23 protein-coding genes are annotated in these 22,570 nt (G+C 72.2%); 14 read left to right on the top strand and 9 right to left on the bottom strand.

Features of this window, described 5'->3' with window-relative positions:
• Positions 1–41: 41 nt before the first annotated feature.
• Positions 42–515: a thioredoxin-dependent thiol peroxidase gene (bcp, locus tag ACFYS8_RS31230; protein ID WP_387647421.1), complete on the bottom strand. Its 474-nt coding sequence runs from the start codon at positions 513–515 to the stop codon at positions 42–44.
• Positions 516–665: 150 nt separating this feature from the next.
• Between bcp and ACFYS8_RS31225 the strand changes: the two genes are divergently transcribed.
• The 11 genes from ACFYS8_RS31225 to ACFYS8_RS31175 all read left to right on the top strand — a co-directional run bounded on the left by ACFYS8_RS31225 (position 666) and on the right by ACFYS8_RS31175 (position 11,152).
• Entirely contained in the window at positions 666–1,007 is a 342-nt protein-coding gene (locus ACFYS8_RS31225) for a DUF3618 domain-containing protein (RefSeq protein ID WP_387647419.1), read from the top strand.
• A 137-nt stretch (positions 1,008–1,144) separates the two neighbouring features.
• A complete protein-coding gene (locus ACFYS8_RS31220) occupies positions 1,145–1,447 on the top strand; it encodes a co-chaperone GroES (RefSeq protein ID WP_100588626.1) in 303 nt (100 codons plus the stop codon).
• Positions 1,448–1,616: 169 nt separating this feature from the next.
• Positions 1,617–2,420 carry an ABC transporter permease gene (locus ACFYS8_RS31215; RefSeq protein ID WP_387647416.1) on the top strand — a complete coding sequence of 268 codons (804 nt, stop codon included), beginning with the start codon at positions 1,617–1,619 and terminating at the stop codon, positions 2,418–2,420.
• A 61-nt stretch (positions 2,421–2,481) separates the two neighbouring features.
• On the top strand, positions 2,482–3,246 hold the full coding sequence (locus ACFYS8_RS31210) for an ABC transporter permease (protein ID WP_387647648.1): 765 nt from the start codon (positions 2,482–2,484) through the stop codon (positions 3,244–3,246).
• A gap of 16 nt (positions 3,247–3,262) precedes the next feature.
• On the top strand, positions 3,263–4,231 hold the full coding sequence (locus tag ACFYS8_RS31205) for an ATP-binding cassette domain-containing protein (protein WP_387647414.1): 969 nt from the start codon (positions 3,263–3,265) through the stop codon (positions 4,229–4,231).
• A 60-nt stretch (positions 4,232–4,291) separates the two neighbouring features.
• Positions 4,292–5,494 carry a glycosyltransferase family 2 protein gene (locus ACFYS8_RS31200; protein ID WP_387647411.1) on the top strand — a complete coding sequence of 401 codons (1,203 nt, stop codon included), beginning with the start codon at positions 4,292–4,294 and terminating at the stop codon, positions 5,492–5,494.
• Between the two features lie 38 nt (positions 5,495–5,532).
• Positions 5,533–6,822, top strand: a complete 1,290-nt coding sequence (locus tag ACFYS8_RS31195) for a nucleotide sugar dehydrogenase (RefSeq protein WP_387647646.1) — start codon at positions 5,533–5,535, stop codon at positions 6,820–6,822.
• Positions 6,823–6,886: 64 nt separating this feature from the next.
• On the top strand, positions 6,887–8,170 hold the full coding sequence (locus ACFYS8_RS31190; RefSeq protein WP_387647644.1) for a DUF445 domain-containing protein: 1,284 nt from the start codon (positions 6,887–6,889) through the stop codon (positions 8,168–8,170).
• A 114-nt stretch (positions 8,171–8,284) separates the two neighbouring features.
• A complete protein-coding gene (locus tag ACFYS8_RS31185; RefSeq protein WP_387647408.1) occupies positions 8,285–9,085 on the top strand; it encodes a hypothetical protein in 801 nt (266 codons plus the stop codon).
• 160 nt (positions 9,086–9,245) lie between these two features.
• Entirely contained in the window at positions 9,246–10,040 is a 795-nt protein-coding gene (locus ACFYS8_RS31180; protein ID WP_387647407.1) for a hypothetical protein, read from the top strand.
• A 71-nt stretch (positions 10,041–10,111) separates the two neighbouring features.
• On the top strand, positions 10,112–11,152 hold the full coding sequence (locus tag ACFYS8_RS31175; RefSeq protein ID WP_387647404.1) for an adenosine deaminase: 1,041 nt from the start codon (positions 10,112–10,114) through the stop codon (positions 11,150–11,152).
• Between the two features lie 60 nt (positions 11,153–11,212).
• Here ACFYS8_RS31175 and ACFYS8_RS31170 read toward each other — a convergent pair whose 3' ends face one another.
• The 6 genes from ACFYS8_RS31170 to ACFYS8_RS31145 all read right to left on the bottom strand — a co-directional run bounded on the left by ACFYS8_RS31170 (position 11,213) and on the right by ACFYS8_RS31145 (position 17,379).
• The gene (locus ACFYS8_RS31170; RefSeq protein WP_387647401.1) at positions 11,213–12,280 is read right to left on the bottom strand and encodes a Gfo/Idh/MocA family oxidoreductase; all 1,068 of its coding nucleotides are present in this window, start codon (positions 12,278–12,280) and stop codon (positions 11,213–11,215) included.
• A gap of 9 nt (positions 12,281–12,289) precedes the next feature.
• Entirely contained in the window at positions 12,290–12,553 is a 264-nt protein-coding gene (locus ACFYS8_RS31165) for a hypothetical protein (RefSeq protein ID WP_387647399.1), read from the bottom strand.
• A gap of 165 nt (positions 12,554–12,718) precedes the next feature.
• A complete protein-coding gene (locus ACFYS8_RS31160) occupies positions 12,719–13,498 on the bottom strand; it encodes an HAD-IIA family hydrolase (RefSeq protein ID WP_387647396.1) in 780 nt (259 codons plus the stop codon).
• Positions 13,499–13,646: 148 nt separating this feature from the next.
• The gene (gene mycP, locus ACFYS8_RS31155) at positions 13,647–15,083 is read right to left on the bottom strand and encodes a type VII secretion-associated serine protease mycosin (protein WP_387647394.1); all 1,437 of its coding nucleotides are present in this window, start codon (positions 15,081–15,083) and stop codon (positions 13,647–13,649) included.
• Positions 15,084–15,194: 111 nt separating this feature from the next.
• The gene (locus ACFYS8_RS31150) at positions 15,195–16,823 is read right to left on the bottom strand and encodes a WXG100 family type VII secretion target (protein ID WP_387647392.1); all 1,629 of its coding nucleotides are present in this window, start codon (positions 16,821–16,823) and stop codon (positions 15,195–15,197) included.
• A gap of 37 nt (positions 16,824–16,860) precedes the next feature.
• Positions 16,861–17,379, bottom strand: coding sequence for a hypothetical protein (locus ACFYS8_RS31145; RefSeq protein WP_387647391.1), 519 nt, complete (start codon positions 17,377–17,379; stop codon positions 16,861–16,863).
• 186 nt (positions 17,380–17,565) lie between these two features.
• Between ACFYS8_RS31145 and ACFYS8_RS31140 the strand changes: the two genes are divergently transcribed.
• The gene (locus ACFYS8_RS31140; protein WP_387647389.1) at positions 17,566–18,690 is read left to right on the top strand and encodes a low temperature requirement protein A; all 1,125 of its coding nucleotides are present in this window, start codon (positions 17,566–17,568) and stop codon (positions 18,688–18,690) included.
• 87 nt (positions 18,691–18,777) lie between these two features.
• Positions 18,778–19,488, top strand: a complete 711-nt coding sequence (locus ACFYS8_RS31135) for a uracil-DNA glycosylase (RefSeq protein WP_387647387.1) — start codon at positions 18,778–18,780, stop codon at positions 19,486–19,488.
• Positions 19,489–19,662: 174 nt separating this feature from the next.
• Here the strand turns inward: ACFYS8_RS31135 and ACFYS8_RS31130 are convergent, their stop codons facing one another.
• Both ACFYS8_RS31130 and ACFYS8_RS31125 read right to left on the bottom strand, forming a co-directional pair.
• Positions 19,663–20,298, bottom strand: a complete 636-nt coding sequence (locus ACFYS8_RS31130; protein ID WP_387647385.1) for a 3-oxoacid CoA-transferase subunit B — start codon at positions 20,296–20,298, stop codon at positions 19,663–19,665.
• The gene (locus ACFYS8_RS31125) at positions 20,298–21,065 is read right to left on the bottom strand and encodes a CoA transferase subunit A (protein ID WP_387647382.1); all 768 of its coding nucleotides are present in this window, start codon (positions 21,063–21,065) and stop codon (positions 20,298–20,300) included. Before ACFYS8_RS31125 ends, ACFYS8_RS31130 begins: the two co-directional genes overlap by 1 nt.
• A 263-nt stretch (positions 21,066–21,328) precedes the next feature.
• Between ACFYS8_RS31125 and ACFYS8_RS31120 the strand changes: the two genes are divergently transcribed.
• Positions 21,329–22,567 carry a substrate-binding domain-containing protein gene (locus ACFYS8_RS31120; protein WP_387647379.1) on the top strand — a complete coding sequence of 413 codons (1,239 nt, stop codon included), beginning with the start codon at positions 21,329–21,331 and terminating at the stop codon, positions 22,565–22,567.
• Positions 22,568–22,570 lie beyond the last annotated feature (3 nt).

Below are 22,570 nucleotides of genomic sequence, written 5' to 3'. Positions count from 1 at the left end.
CCCGGTCGGGGGGTCGGCCGCCACCGCTGCCGCGTTCTCGGTTACTGCCCGACCTTCAGGTCCTTCAGCAGCTTCGCGACATGGCCGGTGGCCCGGACGTTGTAGAGCGCCCGTTCGACCTTGCCCTGCTCGTCCACGATCACCGTGGAGCGGATCACACCCTGGTAGGTGCGGCCGTAGTTCATCTTCTCGCCGTACGCGCCGTACGCCTCGAGCACCTTGTGCTCCGGGTCCGACAGCAGCGTCACCTTCAGGTGCTCCGTCTCGCGGAACTTGCCGAGCTTCTCCGGCTTGTCCGGCGAAATGCCGATCACGTCGTAGCCCGCGCCCGCGAAGACCTCCAGGTTGTCCGTGAAGTCGCAGGCCTGCTTGGTGCAGCCCGGGGTCAGCGCCGCCGGGTAGAAGTAGACGATCACCTTGCGGCCGAGGTGGTCGGCCAGCGACACCTCGTTGCCGTCGGCGTCGGGCAGGGTGAAGGCGGGGGCGGTGTCGCCCGCCTGCAGGCGCTCGCTCACGATGGTGCTTCTCTCCTCCGGTCCAGGACAGGGTGGTGCTCCCCGCCAACCTACCTCCGTTGGTGGGTGGCGCTGCGCGAGCGCGACAGCGAGCTGACAGACTGTCGGTGCAGAGACGTACCTAGCGGTAACAGAGATGGGGTGGCCCCAGTGGCAGCGAGCAGCAAGGACACGTCGGCACCGCGCACGACGGCCCAGATCGAGGCGGACATCGCCGGGACCAGGGACAGGCTCGCCGCGACCCTCGACGAGCTCGCCATGCGCGTGCACCCGGCCACCGTCGCCGCCCAGACCAAGGCCAAGCTGCGCGCCACGGTCGAGCAGCGGGCCGGCAAGGCGTACGTCGCCGCGAGCGGCGCCGTCGAGCAGGTCAAGTCCAGGTTCGTCGACGAGGACGGGCGGCCGCGACCCGAGCGGATCGTGCCCGTCGCGCTGGTCGGCGTCGGCGTGGTGCTGCTCATCGCCTCCGCGAAGCGGCGCCGCAAGGGCTGACAGCTCCTGCGGACGGCGGGGACCCGGGTTTCGACGCCCGGGACCCCGCCGTTTTCGCTGTCCGGTACGGTCGGGGAGTGAGTGAGAACGACACGCAGAGCAGACACGACCGGCTCGGGGAGAAGCTTCCGATTCGGATGCTGCACGACCGGGTCCTCGTCAGGACCGAGACCGGCGAGGGCGAGCGCCGCTCCACCGGCGGCATCCTGATCCCCGCCACCGCGGAGCTTTCGCGCCGCTGCACCTGGGCCGAAGCCGTGGCCGTCGGCCAGAGCGTCCGCTCGGTGGAGCCCGGCGACCGGGTGCTCTACGACCCGGAGGACAAGCTGGAGGTGGAGGTGCGCGGCGCGACCTACATCCTGCTCCGGGAACGCGACCTGCACGCGGTGGCGGCGGGACGCTTCGGGGACCTTGAAGGGTCGACGGGGCTGTACCTGTAACAGCTTGGGATTATCGGTCCGCAAGGTCGCGAGCACGTGCAAGTAATTGCCCGGCGTCGCGACCTTGCGGTTTGGTACGTTCCCCTTCGCGCAGTTCTCCCCCAGCCCTGGCGGGCCGGGCGGTACCCCCACGCGCCCCTGTTTTCCAGCACCCAAGGAGACAGCCGACATGTTCGGGGTCTACTTAGCCGTCGCCCGCGGCGCGTTCCGGCGGTATTCGACGTATCGGGCGGCGACGGTGGCGGGGGTGGTCACCAATAGCGTGTTCGGGGGGATCCTGGCGTCGACGATGCTCGCGTTGTGGCATGCGAGGCCGGGGCTCGGGGGGTATGACGCGCGGCAGGCGGTGACGTATGTGTGGATCAGCCAGGCGTTGTTGGTGACGGTCGCGGTGTGGGGCGGCGGGTTCCAGGACGATGTGCAGTCGCGGTTCCGGAGTGGGGACATCGCGATCGATCTGTACCGGCCGGTGGATTTCCAGGGGTGGTGGCTGGCGACGGACCTGGGGCGGGCGGGGTTTCAGCTGCTGATCAGGGGTGCGGTGCCGCTCGCGTTGGGTGCGCTGGTGTTCGAGCTGGCGTTGCCGTCGGAGCCGCTGGTGTGGGTGGAGTTCCTGCTGGCGGTGGTGCTGGCGGTGGTGGTGAGTTTCGGGGTGCGGTTCCTGGTGTCGTTGGCCGGGTTCTGGCTGGACGACTCGGAGGGGGTGCGGGCGGCGGTGGTGGTGGTGTCGATGTTCTTCTCCGGGATGCTGCTGCCCCTGCCGTTGTTTCCGGGTTGGTTGGGGGAGTTGGCGGGGGTGCTGCCGTTCTCGGCGATGGTGCAGTTGCCTTCCGATGTGTTGTTGCAACGGCGCACCGGGCACAGCCTGGTGACCTTGTACGCCTTCCAACTGGCCTGGGCGGTAGCCCTGTTGGCGGTCGGGCGGGTGGTGCAGGCGCTCGCGGTGCGCAAGGTGGTGGTGCAGGGTGGTTGAGAGCGAGTCGTTCGCCGCCCGGGCGGGCTGGGCGGTGCGTTCGTGGTGGCTGATCGCCGCGATGTGGGGCCGGTCGATGCTGACGTACCGGACGTCGTTCCTGCTGGGGCTGGGCGCGAACGTGCTGATCACGTTCCTGGACTTCGCGGTGCTGATCCTGATGTTCCGGCACACCCGGCAGCTGGCCGGCTGGACGCTCGCCGAGACCGGGTTCCTGTACGGGACGTCGTCGGTGGCACTCGGCGCGGCCAACCTGCTGGTCGGTTCGGTGAGCGGGCTGGGCGAACGGGTGCGGTCCGGGTCGCTGGACACCATGCTGATCCGGCCGGCCCCCGCGCTGGCCCAACTCGCCGCCGAGCGCTTCTCGTTGAGACGGCTGGGCCGGCTGGTGCAGGCGTTCGCGGTGCTCAGCTGGTCGCTCACCGCGCTGGACGTGCGGTGGACGTGGGACCGGGTGCTGATGGTGCCCGGTCTGCTGCTGTGCGGGACGGTGATCTTCTGCGCGGTCTTCGTCGGCTGCTCCTGCGTGCAGTTCTGGTGGGGCGAGGCCGCCGAGCTGCAGAACTCCGTGACCTACGGCGGCTCCACGCTGCTCCAGTACCCGCCGACGGTGTTCGCGAAGGAGGTCGTCGCGGGCACCGTGTTCGGGGTGCCGCTGGCGTTCGTCAACTGGCTGCCCGCGCTGCACATCCTGGGCCGGCCCGACCCGCTCGGCCTGCCCGTCGCGTTCCATTTCGCCTCGCCCGTCGCGGCGGCGCTGTGCGTGCTGGCGGCGGCGCTGGCCTGGCGGGCCGGGCTGCGCGCCTACCGTTCCACCGGAAGCTGAGAGAGGGAGAGTGACCGTGGCGGTGATCGAGGTCGAGGACGTCCGGCGGACATTCACCGTCCGCACCCGGAACGGCCGTTGGCGGCGCGAGAAGCGCGAGGTGCGGGCCGTGGACGGGCTCACCTTCCAGGTCGAGGAAGGGGAGTGCGTCGGCTACATCGGGCCGAACGGGGCCGGCAAGTCGACGACGGTGAAGATGCTCACCGGGATCCTGGTGCCCACCGGCGGGCGGCTGCGGGTGGCGGGAGTGGACCCGGCGGCCAGGCGGGCCGCGCTGGCCCGGCGGATCGGCGTGGTGTTCGGCCAGCGCACCACCCTGTGGTGGGACCTGCCGCTGCGCGACAGCTACGAACTGGCCCGCCGGATCTACCGGATCCCCGACGCCCGCTACCGGACCAACCTCGACCGGTGCGTCGAACTGCTCGACCTGGGCGGCCTGTTGGACACCCCCGTACGGCAGCTCTCGCTCGGCCAGCGGATGCGCGGCGACCTCGCCGCCGCCCTCCTGCACGACCCGAACGTGCTGTACCTCGACGAGCCGACCATCGGACTCGACGTGATCAGCAAGACCAAGGTCCGCGAGTTCCTCCGCGAGACCAACCGCGAACAGCGCACCACCGTGCTGCTCACCACCCACGACCTCACCGACATCGAGCAGCTGTGCGGCCGGGTGATGGTGATCGACCACGGCCGGCTGGTGCTGGACGGCCCGCTGGAGCAACTGCACGCGGCCGGCGAGAGCGAACGCACCCTGGTGGTCGACCTGGCCACCGCGCACCCGCCGATCGAACTGCCCGGGGTGCGCACCGTCAAGGTCGAGGGCCCGCGGCAGTGGCTGGCGTTCCCGGCCCGGCAGAGCGCCGCCCCGCTGGTCGCCGCCGTCGCCGAGCGCTACCCGCTGGTCGACCTGTCGCTGCGCGAACCCGCCATCGAGGACGTGATCGCCCGGATCTACGCCGGCGCCGCCACCGAACCCGCCGTCTGACCCACTCACTCGTTCGGGTGGGGGAGGTGACCGAACGGTCGGCCCGGGAGTTGGTATCTCGTGACCGAGCCCGAACCGGACGTCAGTGTGGTGATCGCCGTCCACGACACCATGCCGTACCTCACCGACTGCCTGAACTCGCTGGCCGAACAGACCATCGGCGCGGACCGGATGGAAGTGGTCGCCGTCGACGACGGGTCGAGCGACGGCAGCACCGAGGAACTCGCCCGGTTCGCCGACGCCCACCCCGGACTGCTGCGCACCGTACGGCAGCCCGCGTCCGGCGGCCCCGCCAAACCCACCAACCGCGGCACCGACCTGGCCCGCGGCCGCTACCTGATGTACCTCGGCGCCGACGACTGGCTCGGCCCCGAGGCACTGGAGCGGATGGTCGACACCGCCGACCGCTGGCAGTCCGACGTGCTGATCCCCAAACTCGTCGGCGAGAACGGCCGGATCGTCCCGCAGGGCATCTTCGAGCGCACCGCCGAACACGTCGGCTTCACCGACTCGGCGCTCGCCTGGGCACTCGCCGACACCAAGATGTTCCGCCGCGCCCTGGTGCTCAGCCACGGCCTGCGCCGCCGCGAGGACCTGCCGGTCTGCTCCGACCAGCCGTTCACCCTCGGCGCGCTGCTCAACGCCCGCAAGGTGTCCGTGCTCGCCGACTACGACTACTACCACCTGGTGCTGCGGCAGGACCGCTCCAACGTCACCCACCGCGCCGGGCCGATCGACCGGCTGCGCGCCATGGGCGCCGTCCAGGAGGTGCTGGAGCGGGGCACCCGCCCCGGCCCCGCCCGCGACGCCGTCCGGGAACGCTACTTCAGCTGGGACGTCCCGCAGGTGCTGCAGGAGCAGTTCCTCGCCGAACCGCCCGCCATGCAGCGGCGCATCCTCGGCGAGATCGGCCGGCTGCTCGACCGGCACTGCCCACCCGCCGTGTTCGCCGCCGTACCGGTACCCGCCCGGCTGCGCCTCGCGCTCGCCCGCCGCGGCGAACTCGCCACCCTGTGCGAACTCATCGACTGGGAACGGCAGTACGGCCCCGCCCCCGTCGAACGCCGCGGCGGCCGGCTGTACGCCCGCTACCCGATGTACCGCGACCGGCGGCTCGGCCTGCCCGACACGCTGTTCGACACCGGCCGCGCCCCCGGCCCCACCGGCTGGCGACGGATGGTCCCCGCCCCCGCACGCCGCGCGCTGCGCCGCGCCCGGAAGGCCTGGCGCGGCCGCCCCGACACGCTGCGGGCCGCCCGATGACACCAGACGTCCTACCGGAAGGTGACCGAGTGACGGCGCTGCACGTCTGCGTGGTCGGGCTGGGCAAGATCGGCCTGCCGCTGGCCGTCCAGTTCGCCACCAAGGGACACCGGGTCACCGGCGCCGACATCGCCCCCGCGGTGGTCGCCGCCGTCACCGCCGGGCGCCCGCCGTTCCCCCGCGAGGCCCACCTCGACGAACTGCTCGCCGAGACCGTCGCCGCCGGCCGCCTGCACGCCACCACCGACACCGCCGCCGCCACCGCGGCGGCCGACGCCGTGGTGATCGTCGTCCCGCTGCTCACCGACGCCGACGGCCGGCCCGACTTCGCGCTGCTGGACGCCGCCACCGACGCCGTCGCCGCCGGGCTGCGGCCCGGCACGCTGATCAGCTACGAGACCACACTGCCGGTGGGCACCGTGCGCGGCCGGTTCGCCCGGCGGCTGGAGGACGGCTCCGGGCTGACCGCCGGCCGGGACTTCGCGCTGGTGTTCAGCCCCGAACGGGTCCGCACCGGGCGGGTCTTCGCCGACCTGCGGCGCTACCCCAAGCTGGTCGGCGGCATCGACGAGGAGTCCACCCGGCGCGGCGTCGCGTTCTACCGGGCGGTGCTGGACTTCGACCCGCGCCCCGACCTGCCGCGCGGCAACGGCGTGTGGGCGCTGAGCGGGGCGGAGGCCGCCGAGTTCTCGAAGCTCGCCGAGACCACCTACCGGGACGTCAACATCGCGCTGGTCAACCAGTTCGCCCGGCTCGCGGACCGGGTCGGCGTCGACCTGGTCGAAGTGATCGACGCCTGCAACTCACAGCCCTACAGCCACCTGCACCGCCCCGGCATCGCGGTCGGCGGGCACTGCATCCCGGTCTACCCGCGGCTGTACCTGTGGAACGACCCGGACGCGACCGTGGTGCGCGCCGCCCGGGAGGCCAACGAGCAGGTCCCGGCGTACGCGGTCGGACTGCTGGCGGGCGCGCTCGGCCCGCTGGACGGTGTCGCCGTCACCGTGCTCGGCGCGTCCTACCGGGGCGGCGTCAAGGAGACCGCCGTCTCCGGGGTGTTCCCGCTGGTCGCGGCGCTGCGGGCGGCCGGCGCCCGGGTCGGCGTCAGCGACCCGCTGTACACGCCGGAGGAACTCGCCGCGCTCGGCCTGCCGCCCGACGACGGCAAGCCCGTCGCCGCGCTGGTCGTGCAGGCCGACCACCCCGAGTACCGGGACCTCGGCGCCGTCGACTTCCCGGGCGTGCGGGTGCTGCTGGACGGCCGGCGGGTCACCGACCCGGCCCGCTGGGAGGGCGTCCGGCGGATCGTCCTCGGCGGGGGCGGCTGACCGGGCGGATTCGCGGGGCGGCGGTCGTCTGGCCCGCCCGGTGTGCCAGGCTGACGGGGTGAGTGTGGACGAGACGGCACCCCCAGGAGTCAGCTTCACCGCCGCCGACGAGGCCAAACGGCAGGGCGTACGGCGGATGAAGACCATCGCCACCGGCCTGCTCGGCCTGGCTACGGTCGTCTTCGCGCTCGCCACCTGGGCGGGGTCCGCCGGCGCGGGCAGCTGGGCCGGCTACGTGGCGGCCGCCGCCGAGGCCGGCATGGTCGGCGCGCTCGCCGACTGGTTCGCCGTCACCGCGCTGTTCCGCCGCCCGTTCGGCCTGCCGATCCCGCACACCGCGATCATCCCGACCAAGAAGGACGCGTTCGGGCGTTCGCTCGGCGACTTCGTCGGCGACAACTTCCTGTCCCCGTCGGTGGTCCGGGCCCGGCTCGGCCGGATCGGGGTGGCCCGGCGGCTCGGCGAGTGGCTGTCCGCGCCCGGCAGCGCCGAACGCGTCACCCACGAGGCCGCCGCCGCACTGCGCGGCGTCCTCGCGGTGCTGCGCGACGAGGACGTGCAGGCCGTGGTCGCCGAGGCGATCACCCGGCGGGCCGCCGCCACCTCGGTCGCCGAACCCGCCGGCCGGCTGCTCGGCAAGATCGTCGCGGACGGCGGCCACAAGGGCGTGGTCGACCTGGTCGCGGTCCGGGCCCGCGACTGGCTGGTCGAGCACCACGTCGACGTGGTCTCCCGGGTCACCGCCAAAACCCCCGGCTGGACGCCCAAGTTCATCGACCACCAGGTCGGCGAGCGGGTCTACAAGGAACTGCTGCGCTTCGTCACCGACGTCCGCGACGACCCGGAGCACCCCGCGCGCGGCGCCCTCGACAACTTCCTCGCCGACTTCGCGCAGGAACTCCAGCACGACCCGGAGACCATCGCCCGGGTCGAACGCGCCAAGTCCGACCTGCTGGCCCGCCCCGAGGTGCAGGACCTGATCGCCTCCTCCTGGTCGGCGGTCCGCACCCTGGTGATGAACGCCGCCGAGGACGAGGACAGCGAGCTGCGCCGCCGGATCACCGAGGCCCTCCGCTCCTTCGGCCGCCGCCTCGCCACCGACGGCAAACTCCAGGCGAAGACCGACGGCTGGCTGCTGGACGCCGCCGAGTACGTGGTCTCCACCTACCGGGAGGAGATCACCTCGCTGATCTCCGACACGGTGGCCGGCTGGGACGCCGACGACGCCTCCCGCAAGATCGAGGCGAACGTCGGCCGCGACCTGCAGTTCATCCGGATCAACGGCACCGTGGTCGGCGCGCTGGCGGGCCTGCTCATCCACACCGTCAGTACGGCACTGGGTGGTTGACGAACGGTCCGGTCCGCCCCCGGCGGGTGGGTGTCCGACCCCTTCGGTAGGGTGATCGACCGATCGGCACGGCCAGGGGGGTCGGGGCCTTTCCAATCCATGGGGGAATTCACTGTGAAGACGGTTCACGCACGCACGCTCGGAATCCGCATCGCCGCCCTGGCGGCGGCCGGCCTGGTCCTGACGGCCTGCAACGACGACGACCTGGGCACCGGGGCGACCGGCCAGACCTCGCCCACCGCGCCGGCCTCCTCGCCCGCCACTGCCGGCGCCAGCGGCAAGGCCAAGGACCCGGCCAAGCCCAGCACCCGCCCGAGCGGCACCGCCGCGGGCGGCAACTCCGCCACCGCGCAGGCGAAGACCAACAAGCTCGCGCTGACCCCGGCCGACTGGGGCACCGGTTACCAGACCAGCGCCGACGACGACACCGCGATCACCGCCTTCACCATGGACAAGTCCTGCGTCTACAAGGACTCCGGGCAGGTCAAGACCCTCGTCGCCTACACCGGCCGGTTCGTGAAGGCACCGCGACCCGACGGCGACGAGGTCATGGGCACCAGCGTCGCCTCCGAGTTCACCAACGCCGACGCCGCGCACCAGGACATGGCGGAGCAGCTGGCCAACGTCCTGCGCTGCACCAACTACAAGGACGGCGAAGGCAACGAGTTCAAGGCCGTGCACGACGTCGACGCGCCGAAGGTGGCGGGAGCCGACGAGGTGTACGCCGAGGAGGGCCTGGCCGTGTACGGCACCACCGACGGCGGCAAGACCCAGGACCGCCCGTTCTCCCGGGTCGTCGCGCGCAAGGGCGCGGTGACCATCTCGGTGCTGGTCGACCTCGCCCCCAACCAGCAGGTCTTCGAGGGCCGCGCCCAGGTGCGGGCGCTGCTGCAGAAGGCCACCGCCAAGTGGTGACACCGCCGCTCGCGGCAGCGGGTTAGCTTGTGGCGCCGGGTGGTTGACGAACCGTCCGGCGCCGGTTCGGTCCGCGCGTGTCCGACCGATTCGGTAGGGTGATCGACCGATCGGCACGGCCAGGGGGGTCGAGGCCTTGTATTTCCATGGGGGATTCACCGTGAAGACGGTTCACGCACGCACGCTCGGACTGCGCATCGCCGCCCTCGCGGCGGCCGGCCTGGTCCTGACGGCCTGCAACGAGGACGACGCGGCCACGGGGGCGACCGGGCAGACGTCGCCGAGCGCGGTGGCTTCGGCGCCGGCGTCCGCGAAGGCCAGCGGCAAGGCGAAGGAGCCGGTGAAGCCCAGCGCCCACGCGAGCGGCGGCTCCGGCAGCGACGCCGGTGCCCAGGCCAGGACGAACAAGCTCGTGCTGAACGCCGCCGACTGGGGCGCCGGTTTCGAGAGCAACGGGGACGACGACACCAGCCTGACCGGCTACGCGATGGACAAGTCGTGCGTCCTGAAGGAGGACGGCACGGTCAAGATGCTGGCCGCCTCCACCAGTCGGTACGTGCGCGTGGCCACGTCCGACGGCAGCGAGCTCTGGGGCAACAGCTCAGCCTCGCAGTTCACCACCGCCGAGGCGGCACACCAGGACATGGCGGAGTCGGCTGCCGACATCAAGCGCTGCCCCGACTCCAAGGGCGAGGACGGCACCGAGACCAAAACCGCGCACGACATCGAGTCGCCCAAGGTGCCGGGAGCCGACGAGGTGTACTCGGAGGAGGGCCTGACCGTCTACCACGAGAAGGACGGCACCCCGTACGACCCCCGGCCGTTCTCCTACATCGTCGCGCGCAAGGGCGCGGTGACGGTCTCGGTGTTCGTCGACCTCTCCCCGAACCAGCAGGTCTTCGAAGGCCGGGCCAAGGCGCGGCAGCTGCTGCAGAAGATGACCGCCAAGTGGTGACACCGCCGTTCGCGGCAGCGGGTTAGCATGCGAGGTCTGTCCGGGTCCGGGTGAGTAGACGGGAGCGTGCCGTGGCCGAGGGTGTCCAGGGGATCGAGGCGTTCATCGCCGGAATGCCGAAGGCGGAGCTGCACGTGCACCACGTCGGCTCGGCCTCGCCGCGGGTGGTCGCCGAACTCGCGGCGCGGCACGCCGGGCGCACCAAGGTCCCGGCGGACGCGGAGGCGCTCGCCGAGTACTTCACGTTCACCGACTTCGCGCACTTCATCGAGGTGTACCTGAGCGTCGTCGACCTGATCCGGGACGCCGAGGACGTCCGCTCCCTCACCTACGGCGTCGCCGAGGACATGGCCCGGCAGAACATCCGCTACGCGGAACTGACTGTCACGCCCTACTCGTCGGTCCGTCGCGGCATTCCCGACGTCGCCTTCATGGAGGCGATCGAGGACGCCCGGCTGGCCGCCGAGAGGGAACTCGGCGTTGTCCTGCGCTGGTGCTTCGACATCCCCGGCGAGGCCGGACTGGCCTCCGCCGAGGAGACCGCCCGCCTCGCGCTCGACCTGGCGCCCGCCGGACTGGTCTCGTTCGGCCTCGGTGGCCCCGAGATCGGCGTGCCGCGCCCGCAGTTCAAGCCGTACTTCGACCGGGCCCGGGCGGCCGGCCTGCACAGCGTGCCGCACGCCGGCGAGTCCACCGGGCCGGAGACGGTCTGGGACGCGATCCGGGAGCTGGGCGCGGAGCGCATCGGCCACGGCACTCAGTCGGTGAAGGACCCGGCGCTGGTCGACTACCTCGGCGAGCACCGGATCCCGCTGGAGGTCTGCCCGACCTCCAACCTGGCCACCCGGGTGGTCGAGCGGATCGAGGACCACCCGATCCGCCGGATGGTCGACGCCGGGCTGCTGGTCACCGTCAACAGCGACGACCCGCCGATGTTCGGCACCGACCTGAACACCGAGTACGCGGTCGCCGCGAAGCTGCTCGGCCTGGACGAGGCCGGGATCGCGGCGCTCGCCCGCAACGCGGTGGAGGCGTCGTTCCTGGACCCGGCGGGCAAGCGCCGGCTGACCGGCGAGATCGACGCCCACCTGGCGGCCTGGCCCACCGCCTGACGGGCCACCGGGTCACCGGCGGGGCGGTGAGGATCCCGCCGGTGACTTCGACCGTGCCGGTCAGGGAAGGCGGACGACGCTCGCCGTCGCGGCGGAGGCGCGGGCGGCCTCCAGGACGGTCAGGGTGGCGACGGCGTCCCAGGGGTTCACCGGCGGCGGGGTGCGGTCGGTGAGCGAGGCCGCGATGCCCGCGTAGAAGGCGGGGTAGTCGCCGGCGTCGGTGGTGATCGGTTCGACGTCGCCGTCGCTGCCCAGCAGACCGTACGCGGCCGGGTCGTCGTCGCCCCAGTGGCTGTCCGGCCCGGGCCGGCGGCCGGCCCGGAGCGCGGCCTCCTGCGGGTCCATGCCGAACTTGACGTAGCCGGCGCTGTCGCCGAGGACCCGCAGCCGGGGCCCGGCGAGCGGGGCGAGGGCGCTGGTCCACAGGTGGGAGCGGACGCCGCCGGTGTGGGTGAGTGCGAGGAACGCGTCGTCGTCGACCACCGCGCCGTCCCGGCGGACGTCGATCTCGGCGTACACCGTCTCGACCGGCCCGAACAGGGCGAGGGCCTGGTCGACCAGGTGGCTGCCCAGGTCGTACAGGGTGCCGCCGACCTCCGCCGGGTCGGCGAGCTCGCGCCAGCCCGGCTTGGGCTTGGGACGGAAACGCTCGAAGCGGGACTCGAAGCGGTGCACCCGGCCGAGCCGGCCGTCCTCGACCAGGCGGCGGGCGGTGAGGAAGTCGCCGTCCCAGCGGCGGTTCTGGAACACCGACAGCAGCAGACCGGACTTCTCGGCGAACTCGCACAGGTCGCGGGCCTCGGCGCTGGTCGCGGCGAGCGGCTTGTCGACGACGGTGGCCAGGCCGGCCAGCAGCGCGGTGCGGGCCAGCGGTACGTGGGTGCGGTTGGGGGAGGCGATCACCACCAGGTCGTAGCGGTCGGCGTCCTCGAACAGCTGGTCGGGGGTGTCGAGGGCGCGGGCGCCGGGGTGCTCGCGCTGCAACTGGGCGCGGCGCTCGGGATTGGCGGTGACCACCGCCTCCAACTGGAGTCCGGGGGTGGTGGCGATCAGCGGGGCGTGGAACGCCGAGCCGGCCAGGCCGTAGCCGATCAGGCCGACGCGGAAAGGGGCGGGGGGCGTGCTCATGACCCCCACTCAATCATCCCCGTCCCCCGGAGCGACGGAGGTCGTCCGGTCCGTATGCCCAGGTCGGGACGGCCCTGCGCCGCGGCGGCGGCGCACGGTGACGGCGGCCGCACCGGTGAGCAGCAGCACCGAGCCGAGCGACAGCAGCACCCCGTCGGCGGTGCCCCCGTCGGCGAGGGCGGCAGCGGTGTCGGCCGCCGAGGCGGGTGCGGCGGTGCCGCCGAGCAGGGCGGCGGCGGCCAGCAGGACGGCGGTGCGGCGGACGGGGGCCACGGGCGGGCTCCTTGCGTCGGGTGGAGGGTGTGCCCGGGACGCTAGCCGTACTGTGTAAGGAAGTTGACGGAGCGGCAGATCAATTAGGCGCCACTTAAGGCTGACTTGAGGCGGTCCCGGCGTCCGGTCGCACGGCCGGACGCCGGTGGGAGATCCGGGCCTCGGTCAGATCAGCTCGACCAGGTCCGCGATGGACTCCACCACCCGGGTCGGGCGGTACGGGAAGCGGTCCACCTCGCCGGCCTGAGTGAGGCCGGTCAGCACCAGGAAGGTCGACATGCCGGCCTCCATGCCGGAGACGATGTCGGTGTCCATCCGGTCGCCGATCATCGCGCTGTTCTCCGAGTGCGCGCCGATCGCGTTCAGGCCGGCCCGCATCATCAGCGGGTTCGGCTTGCCGACGAAGTACGGCTCCACACCGGTGGCCTTGGTGATCAGCGCCGCGACCGCACCCGTCGCGGGCAGCGCGCCCTCGGCGGACGGGCCGGTCTCGTCCGGGTTGGTGGCGATGAAACGGGCACCCGCGTCGATCAGCCGGACCGCCTTGGTCATCGCCTCGAACGAGTAGGTGCGGGTCTCGCCGAGCACCACGAAGTCCGGGTCGGTGTCGGTCAGCACGTAGCCGACATCGTGCAGCGCGGTGGTCAGGCCGGCCTCGCCGATCACGTACGCGGTGCCGTTCGGGCGCTGGTCGGAGAGGAACTTCGCGGTGGCCAGCGCGGACGTCCAGATGTGCTCGGCCGGCACGTCCAACCCCATCCGCGACAGCCGGGCATGCAGGTCGCGCTGGGTGTAGATGGAGTTGTTGGTGAGCACCAGGAAAGGCTTTCCGGACTCACGCAGCCGCTTGATGAAGGCGTCGGCCCCCGGGATCGGCACGCCCTCGTGGATGAGGACTCCGTCCATGTCGGTCAGCCAGGTCTCGATGGGCTTGCGGTCTGCCACGGTGGGTCACTCCTAGGTCTTGCGACGGTCGAACGATCAATGTGCATCGCTCCGACCGGACACCGCTGGCCGGCCGGGCGCCACTGGCTGCCCCAACGCCGCTCAGCCTAATGCGCCCCGCCGGCCGACCACAGGGGCGGCCTTCCCCTCAGCCCGCGTACGGGTTCCCGCCCCCGGGCGGGGGCTGCTGGCCGTAGGGCGGCTGCTGACCGTACGGGGGTTGCTGGCCGTACGGCTGCTGACCGTACGTCTGCTGCGGGGCCTGGCCGTAGGGCGGCTGCGGCTGGCCCGGGAGCGGCATGGGCGGCACCGGGGGCACCGGGCCTGCGGCGGAGGTCCGGCGGTTGCGCATGAGGATCGCCGCCGCCACGAGCAGCAGCACCACGCCGGCCACACCGCCGCCGATCAGCAGCGGCATGTTGTTCGACTTCGAGGACGTGTCCGCGGTGGCGGACGGCTGTGACGTCGCCGAGTCCTGATCCTGCGAGGAGTCGGCGGGCACACTCGCGGTGCCGCTCGGCTTCGCCGCGCCGCCCGACTTGCCCGGCGCGGGCGAGGGCGCGGCCGAGGCGGCCAGCGGGCTGACGTTCGGCGGGCCCGGGTCGCCGGGGGTGGTCAGCGCGACCCGCGGGCGGACGATGCCGTAGCCGAGGTAGTCGCTGCGCTGCTGGGGGTTGCTGGCGGTGTTGATCAGGACGCGCAGCACTTGGTTGCCCGTCCAGTCGGGGTGCGCCGACCAGATCAGCGCGGCGGAGGCGGAGGCGAGGGCGGTGGCGTCGGACGTGCCGTTTCCCTTGCAGTAGCCGGTGGGTCCGGTGCACGCGCCGTAGATGTCCACGCCCGGCGCAGCGAGCGCCACCTGCGGGCCGTGCTGCGACAGCGCTGCGACCTTCCCGTCCTGGTCGGTGGCGCCCACACCGACTACGCCGCTCATCGAAGAGGGGTACTCCAAACGGTTGTCGGTGTTGCCGGTGTTGCCGACTGCGGCGAACAACAGGACGCCCTGGGACACCGCATGGTCGACCGCAGCCCGGAGCTTGTCGACGTCGGCGGGTAGCAGCGAGACCGTCGCGAAGCCCAACGACATGTTGACGATCTTTGCGTTGTGGTCGACGGCGTAGGTGATGGCCCGGGAGACCTCGTCCATGGTTTGGCTCGGGCTGGTTCCGTTGTTCAGGTCGACCTTGATGGGGAGGATCTTCGCCCCGGGGGCGAGACCGTACGCCCCCTTGCCGCCCAGGCTCTTGCCAGAGCCGGCGATGGTGCTGGACATCTCGGTTCCGTGGCCGTCACTGGGGGAGAGCTCGTTGCCGGACTGGGCGCTGAGGTTCGTGCCGGCCACCAACTGCCCGGCCAGGTCGGGTGTGTCGCCCTTCACCCCGGAGTCGATCACGGCCACGGTGATCCCGGATCCGGTGCTGGTCCGCCACATTTCGTCGGCGTGCATCGCGTCCAGATGCCACTGCTGTGCGCGGATCGAGTCCACCGCGAGCGCGGGTCCCATCGACCACCCCCACAGGACACCGGTGACCGCCACCGCTGCGGCGAGCCGCCGCCCCCGTCCTGCCCTGCCCGTTCGCCGCATCACAAACTCCTTCGCGCGCCGACCTGTTCGGCGAGTGGCTTGCCCCCGACCGCACGATGCTGCCCGGCCGCAGGAGCGGTATTCCCCTGCGGCCGGGCAGCCAGTGCGGACCTACTCGATCACATTCGGGTTGACCGGACCCATGCCGGACGTCCAGGTGTCCTCGTCCTCGGTCAGGTAGTCGGGACGCTTGCCCTGCGGCTTGCCCTTGCGGTTCGCACCGCCGTGGCCGCCGCCGAACCCGCCCTGACCGGCCCGCCCGTCGGCGCCCCGCTCGGCTCGGCCGCGCAGCCCGGTGCCGCCCGGCGTCACGTCGCGGCCCGAGGTCGACCCGCGCTGTCCACCGACGGTGCCGCCGCCCCGGCTGACCAGCCCGCCGCCGCGTGCGCCGCCGGCACCGCCCTTGGCGCCGCCGGCCCCCATGCCGCCACCGCTGTGCGGCATGCCGCCCATGCCCGGGGTGCCCGCGCGCCCCGCCTGGCCGGCCTGGCCCGCGCCGCCGGACGTCGTGGTGGTGCCACCGGCCCGGCCGCCCGTACCTGGGGCGCCGCCGCCGCCGGTCCGGCCGGTGCCGGTCGCTCCGCCACCGCCCAGGCCGCCACCGATCGGGCCACCGCCGATTGGGCCGCCCGGGTAACCGCCGCCGCGTCCGCCGCCGGAGGAACCACCGCCCACGTCGCCGAGGCCGCCCCCGCCGATGCCGCCGCCACCGCCGCCATGGCCCGGACCCGTCGGGCCCGGGGGCGTCGGAGCGGGGGGCGGCGTGTGGTCAAGACCGGTTCCGGGATCCTTGATCGGAGGCCAGGGAGTCGGAGTCGGCGGGTTCGGGGGTACCGGGACCGGCGGGTGCGGTGGGTTCGGAGTCGGTGGCTGCGGGGGATGCGGGGGACCCGGGATCGGCGGCTGCGGAGGATTCGGGGGGCCCGGAGTCGGTGGCTGCGGCGGACGCGGGGCAGGCGGCGGTGCCACCCTGGGCGGGTGCGGAAGAGTGCTGCCGCCACCGGGGTTCCGGCCGGTGCTGCCGCCGCCTCCGTCGATCGGGACGTCCACCGAACCGTCACCATGTTCACCGCCGCCCCCGGGCAGCGGCGGAAACACCGGCGGCTGCACCGAGTTGAGCTGCATGGTCGACTGCTGGTACGCCTGCGCCAGCTTGTTCATCTGCTGGATGGCCTCGTTGTGCGCCTGGTTCACCCGCTGCTGCGCGGCCTTGGCCTCTGCGGGCGTGACCCAGTCGGAGTCGACCGCGTCGGCGATCTTGCCGGCCGCCCAGCTGCCGATCCCCGCGCCGACGCCCGGAATCATGCCGCCCAGGATGGCGCCGCCGGTGCTGACGGCGTCGTTGGGCTGGTCGTCGTAGCGGCTGACGGTCTGCATGTCGGCGTGCGGTACGGCCGGCATACCCGACTTGACGGTGGCGAGCGTCTCGCCGGCGGAGGCCATGTACTCGCCGGCGTTCCGCGAGTAACTCGCCAGGTCCATGGTGGACTTGGAGACCTGGCTGCCCCAGTTCTTGAAGCTGTCGGCCGCGGCGCCCTCCCAGTCGAGGCCGCTCATGTGCGCGTGCAGCTCTTCGCTGACCTCGTCCATCTTGTTCGCGGCGGCCAGCAGCCGCTGGGCCACCTGCATGACGGCGATCGGGTCCGTGTGCTGGACCATGGCCACCAGTTGCTCGTGGCTGGCGCCGTCGATCTCGCCGCCGTCGTCGTGGATCTCGCGGATGAAGCGTCCCTGCGTCATTTTTCGAATCCCCCGTTCTCCGTCGCCGGAGACGTCGTCAGTACGCGCCCTGCTGGGTGCCGGTGGGCGGGGCCGGCGGGCGGTAGGCGGTCCTCGGGTCGACGGCGCCGGTGGCCGGGGCCGGCATCGCGCTGAACCGGGCCTCCTGCTGGGCGTCCGCGTCGCTGTAGGTGCCGGCTGCCCTGCCGATGCTCGCGCTCATCGCCGCGATCTGGGCGGCGAGGTTCTGGGAGAGCCGTTCCAGGTTGCCGTGCACGGTGTTGTAGGCGGTCATCAGGTCGCCGGCCTGTCCGAAGTTCTGGCCGAGCTGGCCGGCCGTCAGCGTCTGCTGGGAGACCTTGCCGTGGCTCGCGTCGGAGCCGTCGAGTTCGCGCAGGATCTGGTCGACCTTGTTCTTGAAGGTCTGCAGGTTCTCGACCTCGACCTTGACCGCCCCGCTGCCGACCTGGCCCGCCAGCGCCTGCGAGGCGGCGACCATGGCCCCCGTCACCACTGACGTGACGTTCGCGACCGTGTCGTACACAAACCCTGATATTCCGCTGCCGACGTCGCTCATCGCCGATCCCCCTCCCCCTGAGCGGACCCACCCCCGTGGTGGTCCGCCCGTGGCACTGACCGCCTTTCAAGATAGCGGTACGAACGGACGGTCCGTCAGGGGCCGGAGGTAAAAGGCGCCCGGTAGCCTGTGCCGGTCGTTCGCCGGTGGGTGGCGTCAAGGGGCTTGGGGTGTGGGGGAGTTCGGATGGGGGAGAAGCGCGTCACCTGGGCGGAGCTGTACTTCGACCTGGTGTTCGTGTTCGCGGTGACGCAGGTGTCGGGGCTGCTGCACCACCACCACGACTGGGCGGGCTGCGGGCGGGCCCTGGTGGCGTTCGTGCCGGTGTACTGGTGCTGGGTGGGCACCACGGTGCAGGCCAACATCCGGGACGTGGACAACCCGCGGGACCGGATCGGGATCTTCGCGGTGGGCCTGGCCGGGCTGTTCCTGGCGCTCGCCCTGCCGGGGGCGTTCGGCGAACGCGGTGTGCTGTTCGGCGGCGCGTACTGGGCGGCCCGGCTGGTGCTGGTCGGGCTGCTGTTCCGCCGGGTGCGGCGGATCTGGATCGGCCCGTACGGGGTGGGCGCGTTCTTCAGCGGGCCACTGCTGGTGGTCGGCGGCCTGTTGCCGTCCCCCGCACGGGAGTTGCTGTGGGCGGTGGCCGCGACGGCGGACCTCTCGGCGCCGCTGCTGTTCCGCCGGCGGCTGGCGAAGGTCGAGTACCACCCGGGCCACCTGCCGGAGCGCTTCGGCCTGTTCCTGCTGGTGGCGCTCGGCGAATCGATCGTCGGGATCGGCGCCCCGGTGGCCGGCGCCCCGCTGCACGCGGGCCAACTGGCCTCGGTGGCAGTGGCGTTCGTGATCTCCTGCACGCTGTGGTGGCAGTACTTCGGGTACGCCGCCGACGCGATGCGGCACGCCATGGAGATCGCGAGTTCGCGCCGCGACGTGCTGCGGCGGGTGTTCTCGTACGGGCACCTGGCGCTGATCGCCGGGGTGATCACCGTCGCGGTCGGCTTCGCCGAGACGGTGGCGCGCCCCGGGGCGGCGCTCGGCGGCGGCGCGCTCGGGCTGCTGTACGGCGGCAGCGCGCTGTACCTGCTGGCCTTCAACTACACCCGGTGGATGATGTTCCGGAAGTTCTCGCCGACCCGGCTGGCGGCCGGCCTGCTGGTCGCCGCGCTGCTGGCACTGCTGCTGCTCACCCCGCTGCACCGGCTGCCGGCGCTGGCCGTGCTGGGCCTGCTGGCGGCGGTGCTGGTCGGCCTGAGCGGCTGGGAGTCGGTCCGGGTACGGAGGGCGGAGCGGGCTGTCGGCGCGACTGTGTAGCGTTCTTCGCAGCGGGTCCGGCACGGGCCCGGGAACGTTTTCGAGCGAGTGCGGCCGCCGTGCGGCGCGGCCGGTGGGAGGTACAACGTGACGGAGCTGGCCGAGGCGTCCGTGGGCGGCACGCTGGAGGTGCCGGAGTCCTGGCGCGCGGTGCTCGCCGAGGAGACCGACAAGCCGTACTTCGCGCAGCTGTCGGAGTTCCTGGCGGCCGAGCGGGCCGAGCACGAGGTGTTCCCGCCCGCCGGGCAGGAGTTCTCCGCGCTTGCCGCCACGGCGTACCAGGACGTCAAGGTGCTGCTGCTCGGCCAGGACCCGTACCACGACAACGGGCAGGCGCACGGCATGAGCTTCTCGGTGCTGCCGGGCGTGAAGACGCCGCCCTCGCTGCGCAACATCTACAAGGAGCTGAACACCGACCTCGGTCTGCCGGTGCCCGACAACGGCTACCTGAAGCCGTGGGCCGAGCAGGGCGTGCTGCTGCTGAACGCGGTGCTCACCGTGCGTGCGCACGAGGCCAACTCGCACAAGAACAAGGGCTGGGAGAAGTTCACCGACGCCGTGATCAGCGCGGTGAGCGCCCGCGAGGAGCCGTGCGTGTTCGTGCTCTGGGGCGGCTACGCGAAGAAGAAGCTGTCGCTGATCGACACCGACCGGCACGTGGTCGTGCAGAGCGGGCACCCGTCGCCGCTGTCGCAGAAGACGTTCCTCGGCACGAAGCCGTTCTCGCAGATCAACGCCGCGCTGGAAGGGTTCGGGCAGAAGGCGATCGACTGGAACATTCCGAACGTCGGGAAGTAACACCAGGGGCCCGGGGAACGGCGGGGCCGAGCTGCTGATGGTCGGGGGCCCGGGGAAGGTCGTGCTGCGTCGGGTCAAAGACGGAGACCAGAAACGACGGAACGCCCCGAGCCCTGCGACCCCACCGCCACGAACCCCCGCCGTTCCCCGGGCCCCTGTCGGTTCACCACCTGCCTACAGAATCGGGGGTTCCGTCGCGGCACGCAGTTGTTCGAGGCTCACGCCGTCCGCGAGTTCGACCAGGCGGAGGCCGTCCGGGGTGACGTCGAGGACGGCGAGGTCGGTGACGATGCGGTGGACGACGGCGCGGCCGGTCGCGGGGAGGGTGAGCTCGTTGACGATCTTCGGGGTGCCGTCCTTCGCGGTGTGCTCCATCACCACGATCAGGCGGCGGGCCCCGTGGACCAGGTCCATCGCGCCGCCCATGCCCTTGACCATCTTGCCGGGGATCATCCAGTTGGCGAGGTCGCCGCTCGCGGAGACCTGCATCGCGCCGAGCACCGAGACGTCGATCCGCCCGGAGCGCACCATGCCGAAGGAGAACGCCGAGTCGAAGTAGGCCGCACCGGGGTTGACGGTGACGGTCTCCTTGCCGGCGTTGATCAGGTCGGGGTGGACGTCGGCGTCGGCGGGGTAGGGGCCGACGCCGAGGATGCCGTTCTCGGAGTGCAGGACGACGTGCACGCCGGCGGGCAGGTGGTTGGGGATCAGGGTGGGCAGGCCGATGCCGAGGTTGACGTACTGGCCGTCGCGCAGTTCGCGGGCGGCCCGGGCGGCGAGCGCGTCGCGCGGGTCGAGAGCGGTGGTCATCAGGACTCCTTCGCGGCAGAAAGACTGACGGTGCGGCGCTCGATCCGGCGGTCGGTCGGGTCGGCGGCGACCACCCGGTCGACGTACACGCCGGGGAGGTGGACGGCGTCCGGCGGGATCTCGCCGGGTTCGACGATCCGGTCGGCCTCGACGACGGTGATCCGGCCCGCGGTGGCGCACAGCGGGTTGAAGTTGCGGGCGGCCGCGTGGAAGACGCAGTTGCCGTGCCGGTCGGCGATCTCGGCGCGGACCAGGGCGAAGTCCGCGACGATGGCCTCTTCCAGCAGGTAGCGGCGTCCGCCGAACTCGCGGACCTCCTTCGGCGGGGAGGCCACCGCGACGGCGCCGCCGCCCGGCGCGTACCGCCAGGGCAGGCCGCCCTCCTCGACCTGGGTGCCGGCGCCGGCGGGGGTGTAGAACGCGGGGATGCCGGCGCCGCCGGCCCGCAGGCGTTCCGCCAGGGTGCCCTGCGGGGTCAGTTCGACCTCGAGTTCGCCGTTCAGGTACTGGCGGGCGAATTCCTTGTTCTCGCCGACGTAGCTGGAGGTCATCCGGGCGATCCGGCCCGCGCCCAGCAGCAGGCCGAGGCCCCAGTCGTCCACGCCGCAGTTGTTGGACACCACCCGCAACCCGGTGGTGCCGGCGTCGACCAGCGCGCCGATCAGGGTGGACGGGATGCCGCACAGGCCGAAGCCGCCGACCGCGAGCACCGCGCCGTCGGGAATGTCCCCGACCGCGCGGGCGGGGGAGTCCAGGACCTTGTCCAAAGGGGCCACCTTCTCGAAGGGGGAGGGCTGACTGCGGCCACCACACTCGCCGCAGGCCCCGGCGCTTTCCATGGCGGACGGCGCCATGGAGCGGGGCGGATCCATGTGTCCGCCGCACACCTCGCGGCAGGCGGCACCGCAACATGTGGCGAACCCATACAGAAGGGGCTGTCGATGCGTGTTCCCGTCACATGTCGTCTTCCGGGCGACCCCCCTACGGTTCCCGCATCCCACCAGCACAGGTACGTCAGGAGCTCCCCACCATGTCAGTCACGGACGCCACCCCCAGACGACCCGTCCGCAAGCTCGCCGCGCTGGCCGCCTGCGTGCTGCTCGCGTCCGCTTGCGCCAAGGCCGGTACGGCGGGCACCTCGGCGGAGGCGGGCGGGGGCGACAAGAGCCCGGTCAAGGTCGGCCTGGTGTACTCCAAGACCGGCCCGCTGGCGGCCTACGGCAAGCAGTACCTGGAGGGCTTCAAGGCCGGTCTGTCGTACGCCACCAAGGGCACCAACGCGGTGGACGGCCGCCCGGTGGAGATCGCCGAGCAGGACGACGCCGGTGACCCGGCGAAGGCGGTCTCCGCCGCCAAGGACCTGATCGGCAAGAACTACAAGATCCTCGCGGGCTCCACCGCCTCCGGCGTGGCCCTGCAGGTCGGCCCGATCGCGGCGCAGAACAAGGTGCTGTTCATCAGCGGCCCGGCCGCCGCCGACAAGGTCACCGGCCTGAACAAGTACACCTTCCGCTCCGGCCGCCAGTCCTACCAGGACATCAGGGCCGCCGCGTCGTTCATCGGCGACGCCAAGGGCAAGAAGGTCACCGTGCTGGCGCAGGACAACGCCTTCGGCCAGGCCAACGTGGCCGCCGTCAAGGAGGTCCTCGGCGGCGAGGGCGCCACCGTGGAAGCCGTGCTGGCCCCGCCGTCCGCGACCGACCTGACGCCGTTCGCCACCCAGGCCAAGGGCGCCAAGCCCGACCTGCTGTTCGTCGCCTGGGCCGGCGAGACCGCCTCCGCGCTGTGGACCTCGCTCAACCAGCAGGACGTGTTCTCCTCGACCAAGGTCGTCACCGGCCTCGACGTGGCCGCCTCCTACCCGCTGTTCGGCCCGGCCGCCGAGAAGATCGACTTCCTGAACCACTACTTCTCCGGCGCGGCCGGCGGCACCGACGCCGAGCTGGCGATGAACGACTTCGTCACCAAGAACGGCTCCAAGTCCGACCTGTTCACCCCGGACGGCTTCACCGCCGCGCAGATGGTGGTGCACGCGCTGGAGACCAACAAGGGCTCCGACGCGGACACCGACGCGCTGGTGAAGGCCCTGGAGGGCTGGAGCTTCGACGGCGTCAAGGGCAAGCTCACCGTCCGCGCCGAGGACCACGCGCTGCTCCAGCCGATGTTCCAGGTCAAGCTGACCGGCACCGGCGCCGCCGCCAAGCCCAACGCGGAGAAGATCCTGCCCGCCGACCTGGTCGCCCCGCCGGTCGCCAAGATGGCGGGCTGAGAA

Source organism: Kitasatospora sp. NPDC004615, assembly GCF_042873545.1.
Taxonomy (GTDB): domain Bacteria; phylum Actinomycetota; class Actinomycetes; order Streptomycetales; family Streptomycetaceae; genus Kitasatospora.
This window is presented reverse-complemented; position numbering and strand designations above follow the sequence as displayed.